The following is a 26292-nucleotide window of genomic DNA, read 5'->3' as shown; positions in this document are numbered from 1 at the left end:
TCGGTGGACGTCGGGGGGGGGAGCCGGTGTCAGCCGGCGGTGATGGTCGGGTGGGTGCTGACGAAGGCCAGCAGATCGTGGCGGGTGATCACGCCGATCGGCTTGCCGTCCTCGACCACCATCAGCGCGTCGGTGTCCGAGAGCGCCTTGGTCGCCGCCGACACCGGCTCGCCGGAACCGATGAGCGGGAACGGTTCTCCCATGTGCGCCGACACCGGGTCGGCGAGGTTGGCGCGGCCCTCGAACACGGCGCTGAGCAGATCCCGTTCGGTGACCGCACCGGCGACCTCGCCGGCCATCACCGGCGGTTCGGCGCCGACGACCGGCATCTGCGACACACCGTATTCACGGAGGATCTCGATGGCGTCGCGCAGGGTCTCCGACGGGTGGGTGTGCACCAGGTCGGGCAGTGCGCCGGTCTTGCCGCGCAGCACGTCGCCGACGAGTGGTTCGGTGGCCTTGGCGTCGAGGGGGGTTCGCAGGAAGCCGTAGCTGCTCATCCACTCGTCGTTGAAGATCTTCGCCATGTAGCCGCGGCCACCGTCGGGCAGCAGCACGACGACGACGGCGTCGGGGCCCTCGCGCTCGGCGACCCGCAGCGCCGCGACCACGGCCATCCCGCACGATCCGCCGACGAGCAGGCCCTCCTCACGGGCGAGGCGTCGCGTCATGTCGAAGGAGTCGGCGTCGGAGACCGCAATGATCTCGTCGGGCACGCTCGGGTCGTAGGCCTCCGGCCAGAAGTCCTCACCGACGCCCTCCACCAGGTAGGGCCGTCCGGTACCGCCGGAGTACACCGACCCCTCGGGGTCGACACCGACGACCTTTACCGCGCCGCCGGAGACCTCCTTGAGGTAGCGCCCGGTACCGGTGATGGTGCCGCCGGTGCCGACGCCGGCCACGAAGTGGGTGACCCGGCCGTCGGTGTCGGCCCAGATCTCCGGCCCGGTCGTCTCGTAGTGGCTCTGCGGCCCAGCGGGATTCGCGTACTGATTGGGCTTCCACGCACCGTCGATCTCGCGGACCAGCCGGTCGGAGACGTTGTAGTAGCTGTCGGGGTGCTCGGGTGCGACCGCCGTGGGGCACACGACGACCTCGGCGCCGTAGGCGCGCAGCACGTTGCGCTTGTCCTCGCCGACCTTGTCGGGGCAGACGAACACGCAGTGGTATCCGCGCTGCTGTGCGACGAGCGCCAGACCGACGCCGGTATTACCCGACGTCGGCTCGACGATGGTGCCGCCCGGCTTGAGCGCACCGGATTTCTCGGCGGCCTCGATCATGCGGAGCGCGATACGGTCCTTGCTGCTGCCCCCGGGGTTGAGGTATTCGACTTTGGCCGCCACCAGCCCGGAGCCGGGCGTGACCACCGAATTGAGTTTGACCAGGGGCGTGTTGCCCACCAGGTCGACGACGTGATTGGCGATGCGCATACCCTCCATGGTCCCAGAACCGTCTCCGCCGTTTCCATCCGACGTCGATTCCCGGATCACCGACCACCGCCGCAGCGATGACGGCCCGCAGACCCGCAGGTCACCGATCGCTCACGGACGCATCGGTAAGCTGTTCACCGTGACCGGTCCGCGTCCCACCGACCACCATCTACTGCGCGATCTCGGGGCCACTGCGGCCGCGACGACCGCCGCCGCGGGCATCACGTGGGGCGGCTACAACCTGCTGGTGTGGCAGGCACAGAAGGCACGCACCGTCATCCCGCACCGCACCGACAACGCTCCCGACGGTGACGGGATCTATCGCCCCGACGGCAGCGGGCCACATCGGGTGACCCGCGACAACCGTGACGAGATCGAGCTGCATCTCGCGGTGTTCGGGGATTCCACCGCCGCGGGTCTCGGCGCCGACACCGGTGCGCAGACCCCCGGCGCACGGGTGGCCCGTCGAGTGGCCGTCGAGACCGGGCATGTGGTGCGCTACAGCAACAAGGCGATCGTCGGCGCGACGTCGAAGGGTCTGGCCGCGCAGATCGACGCCATGCTCATCGCCGGTGACCGTCCCGACATCGCAGTGATCCTGGTGGGCGCCAACGACGTCACTGCCCGCAACGGCGTTCGCGCCTCGGCGGGCCGACTCGGGTCGGCGGTGAGCAGACTGCGCGCCATCGACGCCCAGGTGGTCGTCGGCACCTGCCCCGATTTCGGTGTGATCACCGCGATTCCCCAACCGCTGCGCTCGGTGCTGCGGATATGGGGCATGCGACTGGCCGCGCGGCAGAAGGCCGTGGTCGTCTCGGCAGGCGGGCGTGCGGTCCCGATGGCCGATCTGCTGGCGGAGGACTTCCGCGACGCCCCGGACCGGATGTTCTCCTTCGATCGCTACCACCCGTCGGCCGACGGATATGGGCTCGCCGCCGACATCCTGCTTCCGGAGGTGCTCGCGGCGCTCGGCGAGTGGGGTCCCGAGCCGCTGCCCGAGCCGCCCGAGGTGTCGCCGTCGGTGGACAACAGCAAACTCACCGAGAGGATCCTGCGGATCGCGCGCACGGTGCGCTGAGCGTCACCCCGCTGTCGCTGGTCATTCACCGTCGCTGTCAGGCGGCGCGTCCGTCGGGCAGCAGCAGCGAGACCCCGGCGCCGACGGCGGCGAGACCCGCGGCCCACCAGAACGCGTCGTGGAATCCGGTGCCCGCTCCCATCCCCGCGGTCAGCACCACCGCGAGCAGGGCCGTGCCGAACGATCCGCCCACCTGTTGGAAGGTCCGGTTCAGCATGCTGACGTCGTGACGTGCCGAGCCCGGCAATCCGATGAACCCGGCCGACATCAGCGGCGACAGCAGCGTCCCGAGACCGAAGCCGCGGACGAGGAGGACCGCCATCAGCCAGACCGTGTTGGTGTGATCACCGGCGAGAGCGAACGGAATCGTCGCCACGGCCACCACCGCGAAGCCGGTGACCGAGACCCAGCGTGCACCGATCGTGTCGGTGAACCGTCCGGCCAGGCTCCGGGTGGCCAGCGCGCCGACCCCCTGTGGGATGAGCACGAGCGCGGCCTGCAGGACCGAGTCGCCCCGGATCTGCTGAAAGTACAAGGGCATCAAGAACATCGCACCGAAGGACGCGATACCGAAGAAGCACAATCCGAGCGAGGACACACTCACCGAACGCCGACGCAGTTCGCCGACGTTGACCAGGGCGACCCCACTCCGACGCAGCGCATGCCAGGTGAAGGCGGCGGTCAACACCGCCCCCGCGGCCACCGGAACGATGACGTCGATCTGTCCGATTCCGTTGTGCGCGTTGGAGAGACCGAGGAGCAACGTCGCCAGCCCGGGCGCGAGCAGCAGCAGTCCGAGTATGTCGAGCGGTGCCGCGGGGCTGCGGTCGGCGGGGATCCGTCGCGCGAGGATCAGTGCAGCGATGCACAACGGCACGTTGACCAGGAACAGCCAGCGCCAGTCGAGCCAGTTCAGGATGATCCCGCCGACCACCGGGCCGAGGATCGGCCCGAGCGCCGTCGGCAGACTCACCATCGCCACCAGCCGGCCCAGCGCCACCCCGCCGGAGGCCGCCACCAGTATCGAGGTCATCAGCGGCATGATCAGCCCGGCACCGAATCCCTGGATCACCCGAAAGACGATGAGCGAGTCGATGTTCCACGACGCAGCGCACATCACCGATCCGGCGAAGAACAGCACCAGCCCGGCAGTCCATGCTGCGCGGGAGCCGAATCGTGTTGCCGCCCAACCCGCCAGCGGGACCGCCACCGCGAGTGCGAGAAGGTACCCTGTACTCACCCATTGCACGGTGCTCACCGTCGCGTGCAGATCCCGACTCAACGCGTCGAGCGCGATGGTCACGATCGTGGTGTCCAGAATGGGTGCGACGAGGCCGACGATGACCGCGATCGCCACCCGCCGGACCTCGCGCGGTACCTCCTGCGTCGGCGCCTGTTCGCCGTTGGTCCCTTCGCCGTTCCGCACAGTGGTGGACATGAGCGGGCCTCGTTCCTCGTGGAGTAGTTAAGATACATATATGTATCTATTCCTCGAACGTAGACCGACGCGATAAGATACGCAAGTGGATCTTGAGGAGCCGGCGAAACCGACGCGTCGTCGTGGGGCGGAACTCGAGGCGGCGATCCTCGACGCCGCATGGGATCAGTTGTGTGACCGCGGCTACGGCGGTCTGACGTTCGAGGCGGTGGCCGAGCGAGCGGGCACGAGCCGACCGGTGCTCTATCGCCGATGGTCCGACCGCGCGGACCTGGTGCGTGCGGTGATCCGACGCCGCGGCGAGCTGGCCGCTCCTGTCCTCGCCGACACCGGGACGCTGCGTGGCGATCTGCTGGCCGCGTTACGCGACGCCAACCGCAACCGGTCGAACTTCCTGGTGATGCTCAGCGCCGCACTCGGCGAGTTCTATGCCGAGACCGGGGACACCCCACGCGACTTACGCGCGGTGCTGATCGGCGCACGGTCCTCCGCGGTCGAGACGATTCTCGATCGAGCGGTCACCCGCGGCGAGGTCGACCCGACCCGACTCACCGCGCGAGTCGTCGCCGTGCCGTTCGACCTCTACCGTCACGAGGTGATGATGACGCTGGCGCCGGTCGCCGATGAGACGCTCGAGGAGATCGTCGACGAGGTCTTCCTGCCGTTGGTCACGCCTGACCCCGGATAGCCGCCCGCATCCGACGGCGCCTGGTCGGCCGCATCGCGCGGTCCAGTAATCTGGGCCACATGCCTGAAGCCGTGATTGTCGCCCATGCCCGCTCCCCGATCGGCCGCGCCGGGAAGGGGTCCCTGAAAGACATCCGACCCGACGAGCTCTCCCGCCAGATGATCGCCGCCGCTCTGGCGAAGGTTCCCGAACTCGACCCGACCGACATCGAGGACATCCACTGGGGGATCGGCCAGCCCGCCGGACAGGGCGGCTACAACATCGGCCGGGTGCTCGCCGTCGAACTCGGCTACGACCACATCCCCGGTGTCACGGTGAACCGCTACTGCTCGTCGTCGTTGCAGACCACCCGGATGGCGTTGCACGCCATCCGCTCCGGCGAAGGTGACGTCTTCATCTCCGGCGGCGTCGAAAGCGTCTCGAGCTTCGGGATCTCCGGTGGTGCCGACGGCGCCCCGAACTCCAAGAACCCCATCTTCGACGACGCGATCGCCCGCACCGAGAAGACCTCTCAGGGCGGCGCCCCGGCGTGGCACGATCCGCGCGAGGACGGCATCCTGCCCGACGTCTACATCGCGATGGGCCAAACCGCCGAGAACGTCGCGAGCTCCACCGGTATCTCCCGCGAAGACCAGGATCGTTGGGGAGTGCGCAGCCAGAACCTCGCGGAAGAGGCCATCAAGGCCGGCTTCTTCGAGCGCGAGATCGATCCGGTCACCCTGCCTGACGGCACCGTGGTCAGCACCGACGACGGTCCGCGCGCCGGCACCACCTATGAGAAGGTCAGCCAGCTCAAGCCGGTGTTCCGACCCGACGGCACCATCACCGCCGGCAACGCCTGCCCGCTCAATGACGGCGCGGCGGCCCTGGTGATCATGAGCGACACCAAGGCCAAGGCGCTCGGGCTCACCCCATTGGCCCGCGTGGTCGCCACCGCCGCAACCGGACTGTCACCGGAGATCATGGGACTCGGCCCGATCGAGGCGATCCGCAAGGTACTGAAGGTGTCGGGGATGTCGTTGTCCGACATCGACCTGGTCGAGATCAACGAGGCCTTCGCGGTGCAGGTGCTCGGCTCGGCCGACGCCCTCGGCATCGACCACGACAAGCTCAACGTCTCCGGCGGTGCGATCGCCCTCGGCCACCCCTTCGGCATGACCGGTGCCCGCATCACCACCACCCTGCTGAACAACCTGCAGACCCACGACAAGACCTTCGGCATCGAGTCGATGTGCGTCGGTGGCGGTCAGGGCATGGCGATGGTGCTCGAGCGCCTCAGCTGAGCTGATCAGATCAAAAAGAACCCCGCTCGTTCGGCGAAGGAGCGGGGTTCTTTTTTGATGCCTAGGACTAGTCCGACTGGAAGTAGCTCAGCAGTCGCAGGATCTCGACGTAGAGCCAGACCAGGGTGACCGTCAGGCCCAGGGCCACACCCCAGGCGGCGCGGTCGGGGGCGCCTGCTCGGATGAGACGGTCAGCGGCATCGAAGTCGACGAGGAAGCTGAACGCGGCCAGCGCGATGCAGACCAGCGAGAAGATGATCGCGATCGGGCCACCGTCACGGAGGATGCCGGCACCGCCGGTGAACAAGCTCATGATCAGGTTGCCGACCATCAGCACGATGACGCCGATGAGCCCGGCGAACAGCATCCGGGTGAACCGCGGGGTCACGCGGATCGCACCGACCTTGTAGACCAGCAACATGCCGAAGAACACACCGAAGGTACCCAATACGGCCTGCCCGATCAGTGCACCGGCACTGGTGCCGCTGACCATCCAGTTGGCGAAGACGTAGGAGATCGATCCGACGAACAAGCCCTCGAACACCGCATACCCCAGCACGATCGCCGGATTGTCCTGCTTGCGACCGAACGAGGCGATCAGTACCAGGACGAGCCCGACGATGGCACCGATGCCGAACAGCGGCATCGCCAGCGCTTCGTTCGCCGAGACCAGGAAGTAGGCCGCGATCGCCGAGATGGTGAGCACGCCCAGGGTGATGGCGGTCTTGGTGACGACGTCATCGATGGTGAGCTGCCGGGTCGTGGTGGTGGGCTGCTGGGTGTACGGCGGCACCTGCTGGCCGTACTGGTTGTACATGGCTGCCTGACCGACACCGGCCGCACCGGTGCCGAAGCCCGCATAGCCGCCGGCACTCTGATTGTCGCGGACCACGCCGCGCATCACCGGATTGCTGCTATCTCGCACCTGGCGCTCCCTATCTGAACGTAAGTGGGTATCTCGTCTGGACAACGGGCGATCACCCGTCAGAGTTCCGACTTTACCTTCTCTTGACCATTCGCGTCAGAACCCGGGTCCGACAAATCGGTCAGCGGGTGCTCAGCTCGGACAGCAGCCCGCGGACCTCGTCGGGCTCTAGGGCTGCGGTCACACCCATCACGGCCCGGCCCAGACACATCGACCGCAGCATCGTCTCGGCACGTTCGAGGTCGTCACCCCAGTTCAGGCTGGGTTTGGAGATCATCAGCGAGGCGATACCGTGGGCGGCCGACCACCATTCGAGGACGATGTCGGCAACCTCCCCCGCCTCGAACATCCCGGCTTCGGCGAGTTCGGTCACGGTCCGCGAGAACCGCACGACCGCCGACGTGGCGAGCACCTCGTCGACCCTTGTCGGGGTGTCGGCGGTGACGCGGGAGAACGCCTGCCGGTACAGCACCGGGGTCGACAGCGCGAACCGGATATAGGCCATCCCGAGGCTCAGTGCCCGCTCCAGCGGGTCCGCGACACCGTGCTCGGCGCCGGCCAGTTTCTCGTCGAGTTGCTCGAAGTAGTGGGCGCACACGGCGTCGAGGAGTGCGTCCTTGTCGGCGAAGTGCAGGTAGATCGACGGCGGCGTCACCCCGACTCGGGTGGCGACGGCACGGATCGACACCGCCGACGCATCTGCCTCGTCGAGGAGCAGGTCGGTGGCGGCGTCGATGATCTCGTCGGCGAGCAGTTCACCCGATCCGCGGGGGGATCTGGTCCGCCGCCTCTGGATGGTCACGTGTCTCCTGACGGTCTTGTGTGGGCTGGAGGTCTGGTGTGGGTTGGTGGTCGGTGGGGTCCGGTGCTGGTGCCGGTGAGCATTCGTCGGCGAGCCGGGGATCGGGCGGTCCCGCCTCGGTGAGTCCGATGCGGCCGTGCAGCGCCCGCAACGGACGCGGCGCCCACCAGTTGGCGCGCCCGGCGATTCGCATGAACGCCGGTACCAGCAACATGCGAATGACGGTGGCATCCATCAGTACCGCCAGCGTGAGCCCTACGCCGAACATACGCATGAACGACACCTCCGACGCAGCGATTCCCGCGAACACGATGCTCATCAGCAGGGCCGCGGCGGTGACGACGCGACCGGTGCGCGCCAGGCCGACGGCGACGGCGTGATCGTTGGCCGCCCGTGTGCGGTCCGAGGCCAGCCACTCCTCACGGATTCGGCCGAGCAGGAACACCTCGTAGTCCATCGACAGCCCGAAGGCGATGCAGAACATCAGCACCGGCATGGTGGCCACCAGGAACCCCGTTGCGGTGGTTCCCAGTCCGCCGAGGTGGCCCTCCTGGAAGAACCACACCATCGCCCCGAACGTTGCCGACAGTGACAACACATTGAGGACCAGCGCCTTCAGTGGCAGGACGACGCTGCCGGTGAACAGGAACAGCAGGACGAACGTGGCGATGGCGATCACGCCGAGCACCCACGGCAGATGCGCATAGATGGAGTCGACGGTGTCGGTGTTGCTGGCTTGCAGCCCCGCGAATTGCGAGGTCATGCCCTCCGGGACGGGCGCTGCACGCAGGGCGGCGAGTTCGTCGGCGCCGGCGTCGGTCAGTGGTTCGGCGCTGCCGCTGACCGACAGCAGCGCGGTGGTGGTGCCGTCGGCCGCCGTGTGGAGGTCACCGGGCTGCGGTGGTGCCACCTGCCTGCCGTCGACAAAGGTGCCCGCAGCACCCGACACCGAACTGATCCCGTCGACACGCGACAGGGTTTGCGCGTACTCGATGCGGGTCGGGTCGGTGCCACCGGTGACGACGGCGGTCAGGGCGCCCGAGAGATTCTCGGCGAAGTCGGCGCGCATCTCCTGCGAGACCTGGTGCACGGTGGCGGTCTTCGGCAGGACGCGGTCGTCGGGGAAGCCGAAGGTGATCGACGCGAACGGCGCACCGAGGACCAGCAGCACCAGGATCGCGCCGGCACCCACCGGAACAGCGTGCCGCAGAACGCCACTGACGAACCGATACCACCGGCCCTGCTCGATCGGAACCGGTGCGGGCTCGCCCCGCCCGACCAGACGGCGCAGGGGTCGGCGGGCGTCGAGTGCGTCGATACGCGGGCCGAGCAGCATGAGCATGGCCGGGGTCAGCACCAGTGCGGCGAGTACGGCGACGACGACCACCCCGAGTCCCGCGTAGGCGAACGACCGTAAGAAGTACATCGGGAAGATCGCCAACGCGCACAACGACAGTGCCACCGTGACCCCGGAGAAGGTGACCGTCCGGCCCGCGGTCTGCATCATCACTGCGATCGCCGACCGCGTGTCCCGGCCGGCGGCGAGCTCTTCGCGATATCGGGTCACCAGCAGCAGGGTGTAGTCGATCGCCAGCGCCAAACCCATTGCGGTGGTGAGATTCAGCGCGAAGATCGACACGTCAGTCATCGACCCGATGACGCGCAGCATCGCGAAGGTCGCAACAATCGCGACGACGCCGACGAGGATCGGCAGCAGCGCCGCCACCACTCCCCCGAACACGACGATGAGCACGAGGAAGCTGATGGGGATCGCGATGGCCTCGGCGACCGCGAGGTCGCGGGTGGTCTGCGCGTTGACGTCGTGGAAGACCATCGCCTGCCCACCGGCCCGGATGGTGATGCCCTCACGCATGCCGCTGTAGCGCTGGGCGAGTTCCTCGGCGTAGCGCGGCGCATCGTTCTCACCGCCGGCCAGAGTCGTGACGATCAGCGCCGACGACTTGTCCTTGCTCAGCAGCGCCGCAGCGAGGTCGGGATTGGTCCAGACCGACAGGATCGGTTGCTGCACGTGGCCGCTCGAGCCCAATTCGGAGATGATCTGTTGGCCGGTCATCTTCGCGGTCGGGTCGGTTGCCATGTCGACTCCCGGCGAGCCGTCGAGCTTGAGAACGAACTGCGGACCACCCCGATCGAAGGTCTTGTCGATGACCGAGGCCGCCTTCGCCGACTCGGAGTTCGGGTCCTCGTAGCCGCCGGCGAGCAGATGACCCGCCGCGGACGCGCCGTACAGCCCACACCCGACGAGCAGCACGAAGGCCACGGCGAGAACGGTTTTGGGAAATCCGGTCACGAACCGGGTCAAACGATCCAGCATGTCCACTCCAGCCGTGGAAGGTGAGTTACCCCCGTTAAGTTATCGGTAGTAAGTCAACGGGTCAAGGCCGCATCCACCACGTGACGACGACCTTTCGTCAGCAACCGCCGCATAGGTGCGATCCGCCGACGACGATCCGAGGCGGCCGTGGCATGCTGTGGGCGCGCCCCTATAGCCCAATTGGCAGAGGCAGCGGACTTAAAATCCGCGTGTTCCGGGTTCGAATCCCGGTGGGGGCACCCACTATCCGCAGGTAGATGGCGGTTTCTCCGACGCTCTCAATGCCATGCATGTCAAGCGCTAGTACCGAGCATGTCCACACGAGGGCTTTCACGGCCATTCCAACAGTGCAAACCGTTGGAAGGAATACCCCTGTGAACCACGCTCGAATCATCGTCAGCGCGCTACTCATCTTCGCGTGCTTGTACCCGCTCCCGATCGCCGTAATGGCTCTGTGCGTCCGCATGGGGTGGCACGCATGAACAACGACCCCGAAGTCATCGCCGCCACGCAAACCCTGCTCGACCAAGCCGCAGACCGCGCCTGGAACCGAATGATCGACGCCCAAGGCACACCCCTGCACAGCATGTGCCGAGATATCGCCTTCGCTGCGAAAGACCGCGCCGACACCTACCGCCACACACACCGGGCCCCGATCAACCCCGCCATCGAAGCTCTCAACACTGCCGCATGGCAAGCCCACGACATCGAACCCAACAAACCGCAAGCCGGACACCTCCGAGCGTGGTTGGAGCAGTTCGAAGACGACACCAACAGCCTCGCCCCCGATCTGAAAGTCATCGCGTGCGCGGTATTGCGGGCACTGTCGATGCTCACGGGTGTGTCCACTGTCGATGTACTCGACTCGCTGCCTGCTGTCGCCGCATGGATCGGTGGTCAGTCGTGACCGCAGTCATCGGACCCGATCAGTTCACCAACGGCTACCGGGCAGCGACAGAAACGTTGGCGCAGCTACCCGGCCCACTATTGGGAATCATCACCAACAAACTTCTCGCGGTCACACCCGACCCCGACGACGATCCCGACTATGACGCCGGATACCGCCAAGCCCTCCGCGACGCAGCAGGAGACATCCAGTGACCACCCCGCACATCGATCCACCAGAAGACGACGACTGAACCGCCTACACGTGGGTACGCGCCGCGATCGGTGACCACCTCACCGTCGACCTGATCAGCGGACACAACTTGCTCACCGACAAGACCGACGCGCCCGTCATCGTGATTGGTGATCGCCGCGACACCGTGGAAGTCAACAACCGTCGCGAACTCGGCGGACTGATCGCTGCTCTCAACGATGCTCGTGCCGTGTGGGGCGCCCTCAACCCGTAACCCTCACCTCTGTGGCTTTTGTTGCGTCACAGGCCGAATGAGAGCCCCCTATGGGTGGCCCTGATGGTCGTTGCGTTGGTTCGACTCCACCGAGGGCGCTGCGCACACCGACCGATTCGACCGAGTGAGCCCGTCGTTCTTGTACCGCTCGACGTAAACCAGCGGGCAGCACGTAGCCCAGTCCTCCACCGCGCTTGGGGGCCACCACTCTCGATGTCGCGAACCGGCGGGATCGGCTTTCCGGTGGACGAATGCCACCACGGTGGTCAAGGTGGGGGAATCATCCGCACCAGCAGAGGAGACCCGATGTCCACCGCCATCATGCCGAAATCACACGCCGCGGAATTGATCGTCGCCGAACGCATTCGACGCGGCCTGACCTGGGCCGACATCGCCGAGCACATCGACGCACCCTTGGTGTGGACGGTCGCCGCACTGCTGGGCCAACATCCGGTTCCCGCCGACAAGGCGATCACGGTGTCCGCCTTCTTGGGACTCGACGACAGGTTCGTGGAAAGTCTCGTGCGCCAACCGACCCGCACCGCCGACGATGCCGCCGCATCGGACCCGACGATCTACCGTTTCCACGAGGCGCTGACCGTGTACGGTCCGGCGCTCGCGGAACTGATCCACGAAGAGTTCGGCGACGGCATCATGAGCGCCATCAACTTCAAGGTCGACTTCGCTCGCCGGCCCGATCCCGACGGCGACCGCGTCGTGGTCACCTTCGACGGGAAGTTTCTCGACTATCGCTGGTAGCCGTACTCCGGAGACCACTTGTCGCCGGTGCCCGCCTTCTGGATCACCGCCACCCCAGAATCGCCTACACCCTGAGGTGGCGTCAGCACCGCTACGGCTCAGGGGCCACGCCGGCGGATCGCGAAGCGACCACCAATCCCGTTCCGTCGCAGAATCGGAACCCCCGTCTGCACCGCGTACCCCACCACCGCGATCAGGGCCAGAGCACACAGGAACATCGGTGGCGGATGAGCCAGCTCCCACGCGAAGACGACAGCGAACAGCGGTGCTCGTTGCGAAAAACCCAGGAACGCCGCGGCGGCGAGCAAAGAGACCGCGGCGGGATTGATGTCCCAGCCGGTCCAATGCTCGGCCAGGATCGCGACGGCCGCACCGAATGCGGCGCCGGTGGCCAGTGCCGGGGTGATCAGGCCGCCGACCGCACCGGCACGCAGATGAATGGCGGCGAGGACGGGTTTGAGCAGCGCCACGGCCACCACCGTGAGCAGAGGTCCACCGCCGCCGAGTGATTCGGTGATGATGGACTTGCCGTTGCCGGGTAGTTCGGGAAACCACAGCGCGCTGATGCCGGTCAGCGCACCGGCACCGGTCAGCGCAGGGATCAACCACCATCCCGAGACCGGTTGTCGCTGAACATGACTCATCAGCCGCGAGAACGCCGCACCCAGGACCATGCTCGCCGCTACGGCGCCCGGTGCCACCACCGCGACCGCCGCAGTGAGATTGGCGCCGGGCCAGACGAATGTCGGTCGATCGCCGACAACCGGCCACGCCGCGACGACGGCCACTACAGACGTCAACGTCGCGGTGAGCACCTCGCGAGGGCGCCACGAACGCAGCAGGAGCTGGACGGTGAACAATGCACCGGCCAACGGCACGTTGTACACCGCGCCGAGCCCGGCGCCGGCCGCCGACGCCAACAACACCCGGATGTCCGATTCCGACAACGGGATTCGACGGAGTGCGAGGTCTGCGGCGACGGCTGCGAACTCACGGGCAGCTCCCTCTCGCCCCAGCGATGCCCCGGTCCCTACCAGCAGGATCTGCAGCGACGAGTCGGCCGCGCGAGGGGCCGTCGCCACCGGCTCACCGCGCTCGATCGCGACGGTCAGTGGGATCAGTTGCCGACGACGTCGCAACCACCACCAGCCGGCACCGGTGAGTGCTCCCCCGACCACGGGTCCGGCCACGCGACGCCAGGCCGTCGCTGCGCTGATGCCGTCGAGCAGTGTGCCCGACCAGTATCCGAACGTCACATGCTGAATCGCCTTGAGCACCACGGCGGTGGCGCCACCGGCGAGACCGGCCAGCACACCCGCGGCGATCACGCCGAGCACGAACCAGCCGAACCTACGCATCACGCTGTCCATGATGCGGCAGTGTCACCCGGCGAGCCGGGGTCTCGGTCGGCGTCCACTCGCCAAGGGGTGCCGGCGAGGCACTCGCCAAGGGGTGCCGGCGAGGCACTCGCCAAGGGGTGCCGGCGAGGCACTCGCCAAGGGGTGCCGGCGAGGCACTCGCCAAGGGGTGCACTGACCCGCTGACCTGATGGCCAGTCGCGGAATAGGATTGTCGACCAATCATTGTGACCCCGGACACAACGCGCCTACGTTGACGATCGGCATCGCCGATGAATGCCATTCTCTCCGCGAAGGACACCCCCATGACCGACGTTGCACTTGCCCCACCCGATGTGATCACCACCGCCGATACCGCACCGCCGGCGCCCGTGGGCAATCCGGCGACCATCGGCGTCCCGACCTTCATCGTCGGATCGGTGGCACTCGGGATGGTGCTGATCGGATTCGTCCCGGCGACCGCGGTAGGCGCGTCGATCCCGATCATCTTGGCCGCCACCGGAATCGGACAACTCGTCGCCGCCGTGTGGGCATTGTCGCTCGCGCAGAACGCGGTGGCCGCGGTGTTCGGCATCTTTTCCGGATTCTGGCTCAGCTACGCAGCGCTCGTACTCGGCCTGACTCATAACTGGTACGGCGTCGGAGCCGACAACGCCGTGGCCACGCAGGAGGTGTTCCTCACCTCGTGGGTGGTGGTGATCGTGATGCTGACCTTGGCCACCTTGCGCCTTCCGTTCGCGTTCACCCTGCTCTTCGTGCTCATCGACGTCGCACTGATTCTCGTCCTGCTGGCCACCGCGCAGGGCAGTAGCACCATTCAGACGGCCGCAGGTTGGGTGGTGTTCGCCTTCGCCGCGGTCGGCACCTATCTGTTCTTCGACGCGATGTCGAGTTCCACCGGCGGCTCGGCGCTGCCACTGGGACGTCCACTGCTGTCGTGACCCGTGCTGTCGAGACCACTGCTGTCGTCGTCTCCTGTGCACACGACCTCCGGCGTCGACGTCAGCGTCGGCGCCGTGGGGGCACCGCGCAGCAGTGAGGCGACGGCCGCACAGATCGACAATCCGATGGAGGCGACGAAGACGATGACGAGTCCGTCGTGGAACGGTCCCGACAACAGATTCGGGAAGAACTCGTGACCGGTGAGGGTCTGCTGCTGCGCAGTGCTGAGGTGGTCGAGCACCCCGGTGCCGGCAAGAAGGTGCTCGATGGGATTGACGCCCAGCAGCGCCGAGAACAACGAGGCCACCGGTGGCAGATGGGCGACCTCGCCGGCGATCCCGGCGGGTACACCCTGCTGCTGCAGTCCCGCCGACATGGTCTCGGGCAGGTGCGCCGCCAATCCAACGATCATCAGTGAGAAGAAGACTCCGATCGACAACGCCGTGCCGGAATTCTGGAAGGTGGCCCGCATTCCGGACGCCACCCCGCGATAGCGGGCGGGAACACTTCCCATGATCGAGGAGGTGTTGGGTGCGGCGAACATGCCGGTACCGATGCCGTTGAGCGCGATCAACAGCGCAAACGCCCAGTACGGGAACACGATCGGCAGGAACAACAGGCCGACGAAGCTCGATCCGAAGAGCACCATGCCGACGGTGGCGAAGCCGCGCGCACCGAACCTGTCCGACAGTGCACCAGTCAGCGGGCCGGCGACGAAGAACCCGCAAGTCAAGGGCAGCAGGAAGATTCCCGCCCACAGCGGGGTATCGGCGAAATCGTAGCCGTGCAGCGGCAACCATATGCCCTGTAGCCAGATGATCAACACGAACTGGAGTCCGCCCTGCGCCAGCGACGCGCACAGCGCCGCCAGGTTTCCGGCGGTGAAGGCACGAATCCGGAAGAGTGTCAGTTCGATCATCGGTTCGGCCACCCGACTCTCGATGAGGCCGAAAGCGATCAGCGACACCACGCCCGCGACCAGCAGCGCGACCACGACCGGGTTCTCCCAGCCCATGGTGTGATCGCCGTAGGGCTGCAGCCCTATGGTGATGGCGATGAGGATCGCCGAGAGGCCACAGGCGAACGTCCCGTTGCCCCACCAATCGATCCGCCCCGGATGGCGTTCGCCGTTATCGCGGAGTTTCCGGTAGGCCCATACCGTGAAGAAGACGCCGACCGGGACATTCACCCAGAACACCGCCCGCCAATCCCATGCGGCCAGCAGACCGCCGAGGACCAGTCCGCTCAACTGTCCGGCGAGCGCGGCAACCTGATTGAGCCCCAACGCGAATCCCCGGCGATCCGGCGCGAACGCGTCGGTGAGGATGGCAGCCGAATTGCAGGTGAGCATCGATCCGCCGAGCGCCTGCAGCAACCGCCACGCGATCAGCCAGATCGCCGCGCCGGATGCGTGAAAAGGGTCGAACGACAACAGGATCGACGCGACGGTGAAGACCGCGAATCCCGCGTTGTAGATCCGTACGCGACCGAACATGTCTCCGAGCCGGCCCAGCGTGGTGACGGCCACCGCCTGCACCAGTCGGTAACCCATGATCATCCAGAGCAGGAAACCGATGTTCTGTGACGCCAACGGGTCCAGCCCGATACCGCGGAAGATCGCGGGCAACGAGATGATCACGATCGACCCGTCGAGCGCCGACATGAACACCGCGGCAGTCGTGTTCGACAATGCCACCCACCGGTAGCCGGGGTCGTCGGTGACCGTCTCTGCGTCCGTCGGCGCGCTCACAGGGCCTCGGCCACCCGGTCGAGCAGCGGCAAAGCTGCGGCGACGACCCGGATCTCGTCGGCGTCGAGGACCGAGGTCATCGCGGTCGCGATGGCCTGGGTGCGATGGTTGCGCCGATCACCGAGTACCGCACGGCCTTTGGCGGTCAATCGCAGCACCGCACGCCGACCGTCGGCGGGGTCGGGAGCCTTGGCGACCAGTCCCCCGGAGAGCAATGACGAGATCGTGACCCCCATCGACTGCGGCGTGATCTGTTCGCGGCGGGCGAGTTCGGCTGCGGTGCTCTCGCCGTCGCGGTCCAGGCGTGCCAGCACCGTCGTCTCCGGGACACTCGGATCGTCGGGGTTGCGATGGGCCCGGAGCCGTCGCAACAGCACGCCGAGCGTGAGCCGCAGTCCTGCCGCGACGTCGAGGATGTCGTCATCGGTCATGATCGACAGCCTAGGCTTATCAGTTTTGGTTGATCAAATGGCTCGTATTGCGCGAACGGCGTATTTCCGACAGCGCCCGATCCCGGGGCGTCGAAACCTCAGTGCACCTGCTCCAGGAGCCGCAGCCATACCTCGCTGACCGTCGGATACGACGGCACCGCATGCCAGAGCTGTTGCAGCCGAACCCTTCCCACGACGGCCACGGTTGCCGAATGCAGCAGTTCGGCGACCTCGGGGCCGACGAAGGTGACCCCGACGATCAGATCGCGGGACCGGTCGATCACGAGTTGTGCGTGACCGCGGTAGTTGTCGCGTTCGAGGGCCGATCCGGCGACCGCGATGTCGAGGGCCGAGATCTGCACATCGATGCCCGCGTCGCGCGCGGCGCGTTCGGTGAGCCCGACGCTGCCGACCTGCGGGCGGGTGAAGACCACCTGGGGCACGGCCCCGTGATCGGCCGAGGCGCGGTAACGGGGGTCGACGAGATCGGCGCCCTCGGCGCGGGCGGCGATCACCTCGCCGGCGACCCTGGCCTGGTACTTGCCCATGTGTGTCAAGGGCGCACGCGAATTCACGTCGCCGACCGCATAGAGCCATGAGTGCTCGCCGACGGTGAGATGATCATCGACGTCGAGTGGTCGGTGCGGATCGATGCCGAGGACCTCGAGACCGAGGTCGGTGGTCGCGGGTGTGCGACCGGCGGCGACGATGATCTCGTCGACCTCGATCTCGTCGGTCACCGCGCCGTCGCGATCGGCGATGTGCACCCGGACCGGTCCACCGTGGCGCCGACCGTATCCGGTGTCGCGGGCGTCGTCCCTACCCACCTCGGCGATCGTGGCGCGCAGTCGCACATCGACGCCACGCTCGAACAGTGCGTCGGCAACCCGTTGTCCGGCAAAGGGTTCCGCATTCGCCAGGAGGCGATCCCCGCGGACCACCAGCGTGACCGCGGAGCCGAGATCGGTAAGCCAGGTCGCTGCCTCGCACGCCACCACGCCGCCGCCGAGGATCAACACCCGGCGCGGTACGTCGAGCATGTTGGTGGCGTCGCGGGAAGTCCAGGGCAGCGCGGCGGCCAGGCCCGGGATCGGCGGGATGGTGGCGGTACTGCCGGTCGCCAGGACCACCGCCTGGCGTGCGTGCAGCCGCCGGGTGCCCTCGGCGCCGCTCACCTCGACCTCCCGCTCCCCGACCAGCTGCGCGCGTGCACGGATGACGTCGATGCCGGCCGATCGCGCCCACTGCACCTGGGAGGCGTCGTCGCGGTGGGAGGTGAAGTCGTCACGCCAGGCGAGCAGCGCGCCGCGGTCCGGGCTCATCGACGCCAGCGACGGACGAGCACCGGGAAGACCGGCCACCCCGTCCAGGGCGGCACCCGCCCCGAGCAATGCCTTACTCGGCATACATGCCCAGTACGAGCACTCCCCGCCGACGAGTTCGCGGTCGATGATCGCGGCGGTGCGTCCGCTTCCGCGGATCGCGTAATCGGCCGCATTTTCCCCGGCCGGTCCGCCGCCGATCACCAGGACGTCGTAAGTCGCTGTTGTGGACATCCCTCCACGGTAGGCGCGCCGCGATGCGGGATTCGACAACTCCGGCAATCCCGGCGACACTCCTCCGCGAGCACCTCGAGGCGCTAGGGTGCTGAGGGATTCGCGGGCATCACAGCGGATTCACCCGCCGTTGGTGTGGGTCGGATACCGTCCGCGGGTCATGGCGGGGCACAGCCTGCCCCGTGGGACTCGACGAGGAGATGTGGGTTCATCGATGTTTGCAGGACTGGGTCGGCGTGAATTCCTGAGGCGTGTCGCCGCAACCGGTGGGGGCGCGTTGCTCACCTCGTGGGCCGCACCGATCATCGACAAGGCCTACGCATCGGCCGATCCCGGCGGCACCGGATCACTCGCCGACATCGAGCACATCGTGCTGTTCATGCAGGAGAACCGCTCGTTCGACCACTACTTCGGAACCTATTCCGGCGTACGGGGTTTCGGTGAGGCATCCACCAAGTGGAAGCAGTACGGATGGGCGCCGGGCAAGGGCCCGACGCCCAGCGGCTACACCATGCCGTTCCGGCTGGACACCACCGCGGGGCCCAACCTCGACGGCGAGTGCATCAACGACCCCGACCATTCGTGGGCCGGCCTGCACCAGGCCTTCAACGGCGGCCGCAACGACGGCTGGCTCCCCATGTCGATCAAGTCCGTCGGTCCCGATAACGCCCCGGCACTGATGGGCTACTACGAGCGTGAGGACATCCCGGTCCACCGCTCACTGGCCGAGGCATTCACCCTGTGCGACGGCTACCACTGCTCGGTCCTCGGACCCACCGACCCCAATCGCCTGTACTGGATGAGCGCGACCCTCGATCCGGAGGGACGCCACGGCGGCCCACTCCTCGAAACCCCCACGCTCATCCCCAAATTCGTCTACTCGTGGCGCACCATGCCGGAGAACCTCCAAGAGGCCGGGGTGAGCTGGAAGATCTACAACAACAAGGACTTCGGCCCGGTCTCATCGGTGATCCTCGACGGCATGATGGGCTGCTTCAAGCAGGCCCAGGACCCGAATTCCCAACTCGCCAAGCGCGGTATCGCCCCCACCTACCCCAACGACTTCGCCGCCGACGTCAAGGCCAACCGCCTGCCGAAGGTGTCCTGGGTGATCCCCCCGGCCATGGAGTGCGAGCATCCGGCATTGCCGGCCGCGCTCGGCGCCGTCGGTATCGTGCAACTCCTCGACATCCTCACCTCCAATCCGGCGGTGTGGGAGAAGACCGCATTGATCATCAGTTACGACGAGAACGGCGGCTTCTTCGATCACGTCACCCCGCCGACCGCGCCTGCAGGCACCCCCGGCGAATACGTCAGCGTTGCCGACCTCAACCGGTTCCCGGCCGCCAAGGGCGTCCGCGGCCCGATCGGCCTCGGCTATCGCGTGCCCTGCTTCGTGATCTCGCCCTACAGCCGTGGCGGACTCGTGGCCTCGGAGACCTTCGACCACACCTCGCAGCTGCGGCTGATCGAGAAACGGTTCGGCGTCGACGTGCCGAACCTGACGGCGTGGCGCCGCGCGACCGTCGGCGACATGACCTCGGCCTTCGACTTCGACAGTCGGCCGAACTCCGCACGACCACACTTCGGCGACCCCAACCCCGACGCGCAGAACGCCCTGCTGCAGTGCGGTCCCAACATCGCGGCGGGTACCGCAGGACACGGCCGGCCCTACCCGGTGCCGCCCAATTCGATGCCGCGTCAGCAGCCGGGAACCCGACGCGCGCCGACCGGGTGACCGGCGCCGCGAGATGGCCGTGATGTACTCGGATCATGATCGGTACGCGTGATCCGGGCCGCTTTCCGCAGGTGCTCGGGATGAGCAACGGCGCCGTTGCCGGCCTCACCATCGGCATCTCGATCTATGCCGCGGCGATCCTCATCGCCGTCGGCCTCGGCATCAGCGCCGCACGTCAGGGCCGTCGCCGCACGGCCATCGCGTGCGCGGTCGTCGTCGGTGTCCTCACCGTCGCCGGGGTGATCGTCGCCGTCGCGAGCAGCGTCGCCTGAGACGCGTGGGACCGGAGGTGACTCGCGCCACGATTCGCCCATTCTCGCCGTAACCGTGTAGCGTTGCTCAACGAATGACCCGCCCAGCGCGGAGTCAGACGTCGTAGAACGACTGTTTTCGGCGGTCCCACCCGGGCCCACTGGCCTGCCGGTCGGAGAGAACCGCCTCGATCACTCCACTTCATACGGCGAACGAATGCGCGGACCCGCGCGTTCGCCATCCATCTCGCGATGTGGGTGATCCCTGCGCCGTGAGACTGCCCGAAAGGCACCACACGTATGACGACATTCGCATCCCTCGGTGTACCCACCGCACTCGTCGAGGTACTCGCCGCCGACGGCAAGACCGAGGCATTTCCCATCCAGGCCGACACCCTGACCGACACCCTCGACGGTGCCGACGTCCTCGGCCGTGGCCGCACCGGCTCCGGCAAGACGTTGGCCTTCTCCATCCCGCTGGTCGCCGGACTGGCCGAGATGGAGGTCACCCGCACCCCGGGCGCACCGACCGGACTGGTTCTTGCCCCCACCCGTGAGCTGGCCACCCAGATCGCCACGGCCATCGAGCCCCTCGCCGCGGCGCTGAGCCTGCGCGTCACCACCATCTTCGGCGGCGTCAGCCAGAAGCGTCAGGAAGACGCGATGCGCCGCGGCGCCGACATCGTCGTCGCCTGCCCCGGTCGCCTGGAAGACCTTGTGCAGCAACGCATCGTGCGTTTGGACAACGTCGAGATCACCGTGCTCGACGAGGCCGATCACATGGCCGATCTCGGCTTCCTGCCCGCCGTCACCCGCATCCTCGCGGCCACCCCCGCCGACGGACAGCGGATGCTGTTCTCGGCCACCCTCGACAACGGCGTCGACAAACTCGTCAAGCGATTCCTGAACCAGCCGGTGATGCACTCGGTCGACGATTCCTCCTCGCCCGTCGAGCAGATGACCCACCACGTCTTCGAGGTGTCAGGCGCCGGCGAGAAGACCGCATTGATCAACACTCTCGCTTCCGGCACCGGCCGACGAATCCTGTTCACCCGGACCAAGCACCAGGCCAAGAAGCTCGCCAAGAAGCTGACCGCCGACGGCATCCCCGCGGTGGATCTGCACGGCAACCTGTCGCAGGCCCAGCGCGACCGCAGTCTCGCGGCCTTCGGCAACGGCTCGGTCCGCGTGCTCGTCGCCACCGACGTCGCCGCGCGCGGTGTGCACGTCGACGGCATCGAGCTGGTCGTGCACGTCGATCCGCCGGCCGAGCACAAGGCCTACCTGCACCGCTCGGGTCGCACCGCGCGTGCGGGCAACGCCGGTGACGTCGTCACCGTGTGCCTGCCCGAGCAGCGCCGGGACCTGCGGTCGCTGCTGCACAAGGCGAAGATCCAGGTGACCCCGCAGCGTGTGGACGCCGGCTCCGAGGCCGTCGTCACCCTCGTCGGCGAGCGGGCCGCACATGTCACACCCGCTCCCGAGCAGCCCGCGGCTCAGCGTCCGGCTCGCGGTCCGCGCCGGTCCGGCGGCCAGTCCGGCGGACGCGGCCGCGGCGGTGCCCGCGCCGGCGGTCGCGACGGTGGCGGTCACAGCGGCGGCCGGGCGCGCACCGAGCAGTCCGGTGGACAGAGTTCACGGTCGCGCTCGGGCAGCGGTCACCGGTCGGCGACCGGCCACCCGGAGTCGAGCACCTCTCGCACCGGAACCGCCGCACGGTCGGGCGGGACCCGAGGCCACGACGGTCAGAGCAGCTCGCGGCGTGGCAACGGCCGCAACGGCAACGGCCAGGTCGGACGTCGACACACCTCGTCGTCGGCTCGCTGACACCTCTCGCGTGACCCGCATCACCCGCGGGTCGCGGTGAGACGAGCACCTCAAAATTGCACGGGTCTGCAACATTGCAGGCCCGTGCAATTTCCGTACGGTAGGAGTCATGCGATCCTCCGGCCTACGTGAGTCCAAGAAGGCGGCCACCCGTCTCGCTCTCGCCGAAGCCGTCCTGACCCTGGCCACCCGCGATGGCATCGACGCGGTGACCATCGACGCCGTCGCCGCCGAGGTCGGGGTGTCGGTGCGCACCTTCCACAATTACTTCACCAGCAAAGAGGACGCCCTCACCGCCTTCGTCGGTGTTCTCGTCGACCGTATCGACAACGGCGTCCGCGCCCGCCCGGAGGGCGAATCACTCTGGGATTCCCTGCGATTCGCGATGACCGAAATCGCCACCGCCTCCGACACCGACCCGGAGGCGCTGGTCACGCTGCTGCGCCTGTTCGATACCGAACCCGCCCTGGCCGCGCACTCCCGCACCATCGATCTCGGCGACTCGATCGACATCCAGTTGTCGGAGATGATGGCCGCCCGCGGTGCCGATCCGCAGACCCTGCACCCCCATCTCGCGTTCACCACCGCACTGTGTGCGGCACGGACTGCACTCGAATTCTGGTCGGCACATCGCGAGACGCGCGACCACTCTGCCCGCGAGATGCTCGACGCCGCTTTCGATCAACTGGGAGCCGGTATGAGACAACAGCTTCCGATCACATCCCCGAGCTTGTCCAACAACTGAGGAGTTTTGTTCCGTGGCAACATTCCTGTCCCGGGTGGGCCGCTGGGCCTACACCAACCGGTTCAAGACCATCGCAGTGTGGATATTGGTGCTGATCGCACTCGGTGTCGGCGCCGCGTTCCTGTCCAAACCCACCACCGAGAGCTTCTCGATCCCGGGCATCCCGTCCGAGCGGGCGCAGAACCTCATGGTCGAACGCTTCCCGGACAAGCCGAAATTCGGTGACGACGTCAGCGTGACCTACGTGGTGGCCACGCCCAAGGGTGCATCGCTGTCCGACCCGCGTTACGCCGACGCGGTGCAGCGCATGCTCGACGAGCTCAAGACCGTCGAGAAGGTGAAGAACCCCGACAAGCTCATCAATCCGCTGCAGGTCTACGGCACCCAGGCCAACCCCGGGCCTATCCGTCAGCAGCTGATCGCCTTCCAGGAGAAGACATTCGGCGCCACCCCCGAGGCCGCTGCGGCCACCGTGCAGGCAGGAGCGCCGGTCAACGCCGACGCCACCGCCGTGCAGTTCGGGGCGGGGTTCGATGTCTCGGCCGCCGCGGATGTCACCTCGTCGATGCACGACGCGATGGACAAGGTCGCCCAGACCGGCCGCGACGCCGGCCTGACCGTCGAGATGAAGGGCACCGCCACAAGCGGATTCAAGCTCAGTGAAACCTCGGAGATCATCGGTATCGGGATCGGCGCGATCATCCTGATCCTGACCTTCGCCTCCCTGGTCGCCTGGGGTATGCCGATTCTGACCGCGATCATCGGTGTCGCCGTGGGCATGCTCGGTGTATCCATCGCCACCGGCTTCTTCGACCTGAGCCAGGAAACCCCGGTGCTCGCGACGATGATCGGCCTGGCCGTCGGGATCGACTACGCCTTGTTCATCGTCTCGCGCTACCGACACGAGATACACAGGTCGGCGAGCCGCGCCGAGGCCGCCGGACGCGCAGTGGGCACCGCGGGCTCGGCAGTGGTGTTCGCCGGGTCGACGGTGGTGATCGCGCTCGCCGCGCTCGCCGTGGTCAACATCCCGTTCCTGACCGCGATGGGCATCGCCGCCGCGGGCACAGTCATCGTGGCCGTCCTGGTGGCGTTGACGTTGCTGCCCGCGATCCTGGGGCTGTTCGGCAGCAAGGCCTTTGCCGGCCGCCTACGCTTCCTCAACGCCCCCGACGTCACCGGCGATGAGTCGGTGCGCGTGCACAACGGGCAGCGCTACGTGCGGCGGGTGGTGGATCATCCGCGCGTGATCACCGGTGTCATCGTCGTGCTGCTGATCCTGCTGGCCTTACCGCTGGTGGGACTCAAACTGGCGTTGCCCAACGACGGCACCTCGGACCCCTCGACCACCCAGCGACAGGCCTACGACCTCGTCGCCGACGAGTACGGACCCGGCTACAACGGACCGCTCGTCCTCGTGGTCGACGGACGCGGCGTCAACGGCGAGCCCGAACGCGTGCAGGCCTTCGATCGCCTCGTCGGTCAGGTCCGCGCCACCGACGGTGTGGCACACGCATGGATCGCCGCCGACGGCATCAACAAGGCCGGCGACACCGTCGAGATCTCCGTGATCCCCTCCAGCGCCGCCGATTCGGACCAGACACACGATCTGGTGACCCACCTGCGCGACATGGAGTCCGGCGTCGAGAAACGCACCGGCCTGACCTACGGGGTGACCGGGCAGACGGCGATCGAACTCGACGTCTCCGACCGGTTGTCGAGTTCACTGATCCCCTACGTGCTGATCGTGGTCGGTCTGGCCTTCCTGATCCTGATCGTGGTGTTCCGCTCGATCCTGGTGCCGCTGGTCGCCGCACTCGGGTTCCTGCTGTCGGTCGCGGCCACCTTCGGTGTCACCGTCGCACTGTTCACCGACGGCTGGGGCAGCATCGTCAGCAACCCGCAGCCGCTGGTGAGCTTCTTGCCGATCATGTTGGTGGGCATCGTGTTCGGCTTGGCGATGGACTATCAGGTGTTCCTGGTGACGCGCATGCGGGAGGCCTACGTACACGGCGCCGACGCGAAGCCGGCGGTCGTCATCGGGTACCGGCACAGTGCGCGCGTGGTGGCCGCGGCCGCCGCCATCATGATCTCGGTGTTCGCCGCGTTCATGTTGCAGGACATGCAATTCATCAAGGTGATGGGCTTCGCACTCGCCATCGCCGTCGTCTTCGACGCGTTCATCATCCGCATGACGCTGATGCCCGCCGTGCTCACCCTGCTCGGCGACAAGGCGTGGTGGCTGCCACGCTGGCTCGACCGCATCCTGCCCAACATCGACATCGAGGGCGAGCAACTCGGTGCCGGCACGGCACCCGATGACGAGCCCGAACGCGAACCCGTTAGCACCTCACGCTGAGTCCTGCGCCGAGGGCAACCCGTCGAGCACCGCGGCGTCGGCGCCACGCGAGATCAACTCTGCTCGCGTGGCGTCGAGCCATTGCCGGGCCCATGCCTTGTCGACCGATCCGAGTGCGTCGTACTGTTCCTGCCATGCCGCACGCCGGAAGCCCGGTGTACCCGGCTCGTGGAGCCGGTGGGCCCGCATCTCGGCGATCTGCTCGGCGACCATCCGCACGAACTCCTCACGATCGGTGGCCACCCGGTCGGAAATGACCTGCCCCCGTTCCCGGCTCATCAGATGCCAGGAACCGTCCGGCGCCTGCCAGCACGACGGGAAGCCGTCGTCGCGCACGAATCCGAGTTCCGGCACATCACCCGGCCGGGTGTCCATCCGGCGCGCGAGGTCCTCGATACGCGTGCGCGTCTCGTCGTCGAGCAGGTTAGGCGGTCGGGTCACGCTACTGCGGTCCCGGAAAGGTCTGTTGCAGGTAGCCCGCGCATCGCAGCCAGAAGACGTTCACCGTCGCTCCGCACTCCTCGTCCTTCGGTGTGACCACCAGCAGGTCGGCCACCACCTCGTATTGCAGGCCGAGGCTGGGCTGCTCGAATACCGGGGCGATCTTGCCGCTGTAGACCTTCATGGGCTTGAGCACCGTGTAGTCGTGGTAGTTGCACGACTCGGGGTAGTCACCAACCAGGTTCACCGGGGGCAGGCCACGCCTGGCGTACGGGGTCCCCTCGGGCGCCAAGAAGTTGCCGTACTCGCTGCCATAGCGGTCGATTCGCGTTCCGGGCGACAGGGTGATCTCACTCTTGATCGGATTGCCGTTGCCGTCGAGCACGTAGCCCTGCTTGTCGGGCCAGTTCCAGGTGTTCTTTCCGTCATTCCACCACTTCTTCAGGAAAGATGTGGCGTTGAGCTTTCCGAATCGGTGGTAACCGACCAATTGCGGACCCACCGGAGCCTTGTTCGACAGAGTTTCGGGCCCGAGTCGCTTGTCTCCGTTGAACAGTTCTTTCGAGCAGCCGTGTGTGATTCCCGGAATATCCCAGCCGGACGACCCGAGATCGACCGAACCCGGTGCAGCCGAGGCAATCCCGCCGCCCGAGAGAATGATCGAGACAGAAACGCACAGAATCAACAGAACTCTGCGACGAACCATGGCCGCGCCTTTCAACAAAGGTGCTCGTCACCATGGCGAGCTGCACAGATCTTAACCGCGCCTCACCATTTGTACAGCCCGATCTCAGGGAAGCGCAG

General features: G+C 67.1%; 24 protein-coding genes and 1 tRNA gene. 14 read left to right on the top strand and 11 right to left on the bottom strand.

The window, feature by feature from the left end:
• Positions 1–29 precede the first annotated feature (29 nt).
• Positions 30–1430 (bottom strand): cystathionine beta-synthase, encoded by a 1401-nt coding sequence (locus J6U32_RS11275; protein WP_079930412.1) that lies wholly within the window; start codon positions 1428–1430, stop codon positions 30–32.
• A 139-nt stretch (positions 1431–1569) separates the two neighbouring features.
• Between J6U32_RS11275 and J6U32_RS11270 the strand changes: the two genes are divergently transcribed.
• The gene (locus tag J6U32_RS11270; protein ID WP_208796066.1) at positions 1570–2508 is read left to right on the top strand and encodes an SGNH/GDSL hydrolase family protein; all 939 of its coding nucleotides are present in this window, start codon (positions 1570–1572) and stop codon (positions 2506–2508) included.
• A 37-nt stretch (positions 2509–2545) separates the two neighbouring features.
• On the opposite strand, the gene J6U32_RS11265 is transcribed toward J6U32_RS11270, so the two are convergent.
• Positions 2546–3946 carry an MDR family MFS transporter gene (locus J6U32_RS11265; protein ID WP_208795518.1) on the bottom strand — a complete coding sequence of 467 codons (1401 nt, stop codon included), beginning with the start codon at positions 3944–3946 and terminating at the stop codon, positions 2546–2548.
• 85 nt (positions 3947–4031) lie between these two features.
• Between J6U32_RS11265 and J6U32_RS11260 the strand changes: the two genes are divergently transcribed.
• Both J6U32_RS11260 and J6U32_RS11255 read left to right on the top strand, forming a co-directional pair.
• Positions 4032–4634, top strand: a complete 603-nt coding sequence (locus J6U32_RS11260; RefSeq protein WP_208795517.1) for a TetR/AcrR family transcriptional regulator — start codon at positions 4032–4034, stop codon at positions 4632–4634.
• Between the two features lie 59 nt (positions 4635–4693).
• Complete coding sequence (locus J6U32_RS11255) at positions 4694–5917, top strand: acetyl-CoA C-acetyltransferase (protein WP_208795516.1); 1224 nt, start codon at positions 4694–4696, stop codon at positions 5915–5917.
• Between the two features lie 67 nt (positions 5918–5984).
• Here the strand turns inward: J6U32_RS11255 and J6U32_RS11250 are convergent, their stop codons facing one another.
• From J6U32_RS11250 to J6U32_RS11240, 3 genes are all read right to left on the bottom strand, one after another.
• Positions 5985–6842: a Bax inhibitor-1/YccA family protein gene (locus J6U32_RS11250; protein ID WP_208795515.1), complete on the bottom strand. Its 858-nt coding sequence runs from the start codon at positions 6840–6842 to the stop codon at positions 5985–5987.
• A gap of 121 nt (positions 6843–6963) precedes the next feature.
• A complete protein-coding gene (locus J6U32_RS11245) occupies positions 6964–7644 on the bottom strand; it encodes a TetR/AcrR family transcriptional regulator (protein WP_208795514.1) in 681 nt (226 codons plus the stop codon).
• On the bottom strand, positions 7598–9979 hold the full coding sequence (locus J6U32_RS11240; RefSeq protein ID WP_208795513.1) for an MMPL family transporter: 2382 nt from the start codon (positions 9977–9979) through the stop codon (positions 7598–7600). The genes J6U32_RS11245 and J6U32_RS11240 overlap by 47 nt, the downstream gene beginning before the upstream one ends.
• A 165-nt stretch (positions 9980–10144) precedes the next feature.
• On the opposite strand from J6U32_RS11240, the gene J6U32_RS11235 reads away from it, so the two are divergent.
• The 5 genes from J6U32_RS11235 (at position 10145) to cynS (ending at position 12090) form a co-directional block, all read left to right on the top strand.
• A tRNA-Leu gene (locus tag J6U32_RS11235) sits at positions 10145–10218 on the top strand.
• 239 nt (positions 10219–10457) lie between these two features.
• Complete coding sequence (locus J6U32_RS11230) at positions 10458–10886, top strand: hypothetical protein (RefSeq protein WP_208795512.1); 429 nt, start codon at positions 10458–10460, stop codon at positions 10884–10886.
• Positions 10883–11080, top strand: a complete 198-nt coding sequence (locus tag J6U32_RS11225; protein WP_208795511.1) for a hypothetical protein — start codon at positions 10883–10885, stop codon at positions 11078–11080. Before J6U32_RS11230 ends, J6U32_RS11225 begins: the two co-directional genes overlap by 4 nt.
• 107 nt (positions 11081–11187) lie before the next feature.
• The gene (locus tag J6U32_RS11220) at positions 11188–11331 is read left to right on the top strand and encodes a hypothetical protein (protein WP_208795510.1); all 144 of its coding nucleotides are present in this window, start codon (positions 11188–11190) and stop codon (positions 11329–11331) included.
• A gap of 306 nt (positions 11332–11637) precedes the next feature.
• The gene (gene cynS, locus J6U32_RS11215; protein ID WP_208795509.1) at positions 11638–12090 is read left to right on the top strand and encodes a cyanase; all 453 of its coding nucleotides are present in this window, start codon (positions 11638–11640) and stop codon (positions 12088–12090) included.
• Between the two features lie 98 nt (positions 12091–12188).
• Here cynS and J6U32_RS11210 read toward each other — a convergent pair whose 3' ends face one another.
• Entirely contained in the window at positions 12189–13460 is a 1272-nt protein-coding gene (locus J6U32_RS11210; RefSeq protein WP_208795508.1) for a chloride channel protein, read from the bottom strand.
• 293 nt (positions 13461–13753) lie between these two features.
• Here J6U32_RS11210 and J6U32_RS11205 point away from each other — a divergent pair, with 293 nt between their 5' ends.
• Positions 13754–14389: a GPR1/FUN34/YaaH family transporter gene (locus J6U32_RS11205; protein WP_244332814.1), complete on the top strand. Its 636-nt coding sequence runs from the start codon at positions 13754–13756 to the stop codon at positions 14387–14389.
• Here the strand turns inward: J6U32_RS11205 and J6U32_RS11200 are convergent.
• The 3 genes from J6U32_RS11200 to J6U32_RS11190 all read right to left on the bottom strand — a co-directional run bounded on the left by J6U32_RS11200 (position 14314) and on the right by J6U32_RS11190 (position 18127).
• Positions 14314–16140, bottom strand: a complete 1827-nt coding sequence (locus J6U32_RS11200) for an MFS transporter (protein ID WP_208795506.1) — start codon at positions 16138–16140, stop codon at positions 14314–14316. The two genes, J6U32_RS11205 and J6U32_RS11200, sit on opposite strands and share 76 nt — an antisense overlap.
• Positions 16137–16571: a MarR family winged helix-turn-helix transcriptional regulator gene (locus J6U32_RS11195; protein ID WP_006373008.1), complete on the bottom strand. Its 435-nt coding sequence runs from the start codon at positions 16569–16571 to the stop codon at positions 16137–16139. The genes J6U32_RS11200 and J6U32_RS11195 overlap by 4 nt, the downstream gene beginning before the upstream one ends.
• A 98-nt stretch (positions 16572–16669) precedes the next feature.
• Entirely contained in the window at positions 16670–18127 is a 1458-nt protein-coding gene (locus J6U32_RS11190) for a dihydrolipoyl dehydrogenase family protein (protein ID WP_208795505.1), read from the bottom strand.
• A gap of 214 nt (positions 18128–18341) precedes the next feature.
• Between J6U32_RS11190 and J6U32_RS11185 the strand changes: the two genes are divergently transcribed.
• The 5 genes from J6U32_RS11185 to J6U32_RS11165 all read left to right on the top strand — a co-directional run bounded on the left by J6U32_RS11185 (position 18342) and on the right by J6U32_RS11165 (position 25047).
• Entirely contained in the window at positions 18342–19865 is a 1524-nt protein-coding gene (locus tag J6U32_RS11185) for a phospholipase C (protein ID WP_244332812.1), read from the top strand.
• 35 nt (positions 19866–19900) lie between these two features.
• Complete coding sequence (locus J6U32_RS11180) at positions 19901–20137, top strand: hypothetical protein (RefSeq protein WP_208795503.1); 237 nt, start codon at positions 19901–19903, stop codon at positions 20135–20137.
• 279 nt (positions 20138–20416) lie between these two features.
• Positions 20417–21943, top strand: coding sequence for a DEAD/DEAH box helicase (locus tag J6U32_RS11175; RefSeq protein ID WP_208795502.1), 1527 nt, complete (start codon positions 20417–20419; stop codon positions 21941–21943).
• A 109-nt stretch (positions 21944–22052) separates the two neighbouring features.
• Complete coding sequence (locus tag J6U32_RS11170) at positions 22053–22688, top strand: TetR/AcrR family transcriptional regulator (protein ID WP_208795501.1); 636 nt, start codon at positions 22053–22055, stop codon at positions 22686–22688.
• A 13-nt stretch (positions 22689–22701) separates the two neighbouring features.
• Positions 22702–25047 carry an MMPL family transporter gene (locus J6U32_RS11165; protein WP_208795500.1) on the top strand — a complete coding sequence of 782 codons (2346 nt, stop codon included), beginning with the start codon at positions 22702–22704 and terminating at the stop codon, positions 25045–25047.
• Here J6U32_RS11165 and J6U32_RS11160 read toward each other — a convergent pair.
• On the bottom strand, positions 25039–25488 hold the full coding sequence (locus J6U32_RS11160) for an Imm63 family immunity protein (RefSeq protein ID WP_208795499.1): 450 nt from the start codon (positions 25486–25488) through the stop codon (positions 25039–25041). The genes J6U32_RS11165 and J6U32_RS11160 overlap by 9 nt on opposite strands.
• 1 nt (position 25489) lies before the next feature.
• Positions 25490–25990: a TNT domain-containing protein gene (locus J6U32_RS11155; protein WP_244332810.1), complete on the bottom strand. Its 501-nt coding sequence runs from the start codon at positions 25988–25990 to the stop codon at positions 25490–25492.
• Positions 25991–26292: the final 302 nt, after the last annotated feature.

The organism is Gordonia polyisoprenivorans (genome assembly GCF_017654315.1).
Lineage (GTDB): Bacteria > Actinomycetota > Actinomycetes > Mycobacteriales > Mycobacteriaceae > Gordonia > Gordonia polyisoprenivorans_A.
Note: the sequence above shows the minus strand (reverse complement) of the source record. Positions and strands in the feature narration are given on the sequence as shown.

What these genes read in the sequence shown, in the direction of transcription:
- J6U32_RS11275 (WP_079930412.1), bottom strand. Translation starts at nt 1,430, where the DNA reads ATGCGCATCGCCAATCACGTCGTCGACCTGGTGGGCAACACGCCCCTG.
- J6U32_RS11265 (WP_208795518.1), bottom strand. Translation starts at nt 3,946, where the DNA reads ATGTCCACCACTGTGCGGAACGGCGAAGGGACCAACGGCGAACAGGCG.
- J6U32_RS11255 (WP_208795516.1), top strand. Translation starts at nt 4,694, where the DNA reads ATGCCTGAAGCCGTGATTGTCGCCCATGCCCGCTCCCCGATCGGCCGC.
- J6U32_RS11240 (WP_208795513.1), bottom strand. Translation starts at nt 9,979, where the DNA reads ATGCTGGATCGTTTGACCCGGTTCGTGACCGGATTTCCCAAAACCGTT.
- J6U32_RS11230 (WP_208795512.1), top strand. Translation starts at nt 10,458, where the DNA reads ATGAACAACGACCCCGAAGTCATCGCCGCCACGCAAACCCTGCTCGAC.
- cynS (WP_208795509.1), top strand. Translation starts at nt 11,638, where the DNA reads ATGTCCACCGCCATCATGCCGAAATCACACGCCGCGGAATTGATCGTC.
- J6U32_RS11210 (WP_208795508.1), bottom strand. Translation starts at nt 13,460, where the DNA reads ATGGACAGCGTGATGCGTAGGTTCGGCTGGTTCGTGCTCGGCGTGATC.
- J6U32_RS11205 (WP_244332814.1), top strand. Translation starts at nt 13,754, where the DNA reads ATGACCGACGTTGCACTTGCCCCACCCGATGTGATCACCACCGCCGAT.
- J6U32_RS11195 (WP_006373008.1), bottom strand. Translation starts at nt 16,571, where the DNA reads ATGACCGATGACGACATCCTCGACGTCGCGGCAGGACTGCGGCTCACG.
- J6U32_RS11190 (WP_208795505.1), bottom strand. Translation starts at nt 18,127, where the DNA reads ATGTCCACAACAGCGACTTACGACGTCCTGGTGATCGGCGGCGGACCG.
- J6U32_RS11185 (WP_244332812.1), top strand. Translation starts at nt 18,342, where the DNA reads ATGTTTGCAGGACTGGGTCGGCGTGAATTCCTGAGGCGTGTCGCCGCA.
- J6U32_RS11180 (WP_208795503.1), top strand. Translation starts at nt 19,901, where the DNA reads ATGATCGGTACGCGTGATCCGGGCCGCTTTCCGCAGGTGCTCGGGATG.
- J6U32_RS11175 (WP_208795502.1), top strand. Translation starts at nt 20,417, where the DNA reads ATGACGACATTCGCATCCCTCGGTGTACCCACCGCACTCGTCGAGGTA.
- J6U32_RS11170 (WP_208795501.1), top strand. Translation starts at nt 22,053, where the DNA reads ATGCGATCCTCCGGCCTACGTGAGTCCAAGAAGGCGGCCACCCGTCTC.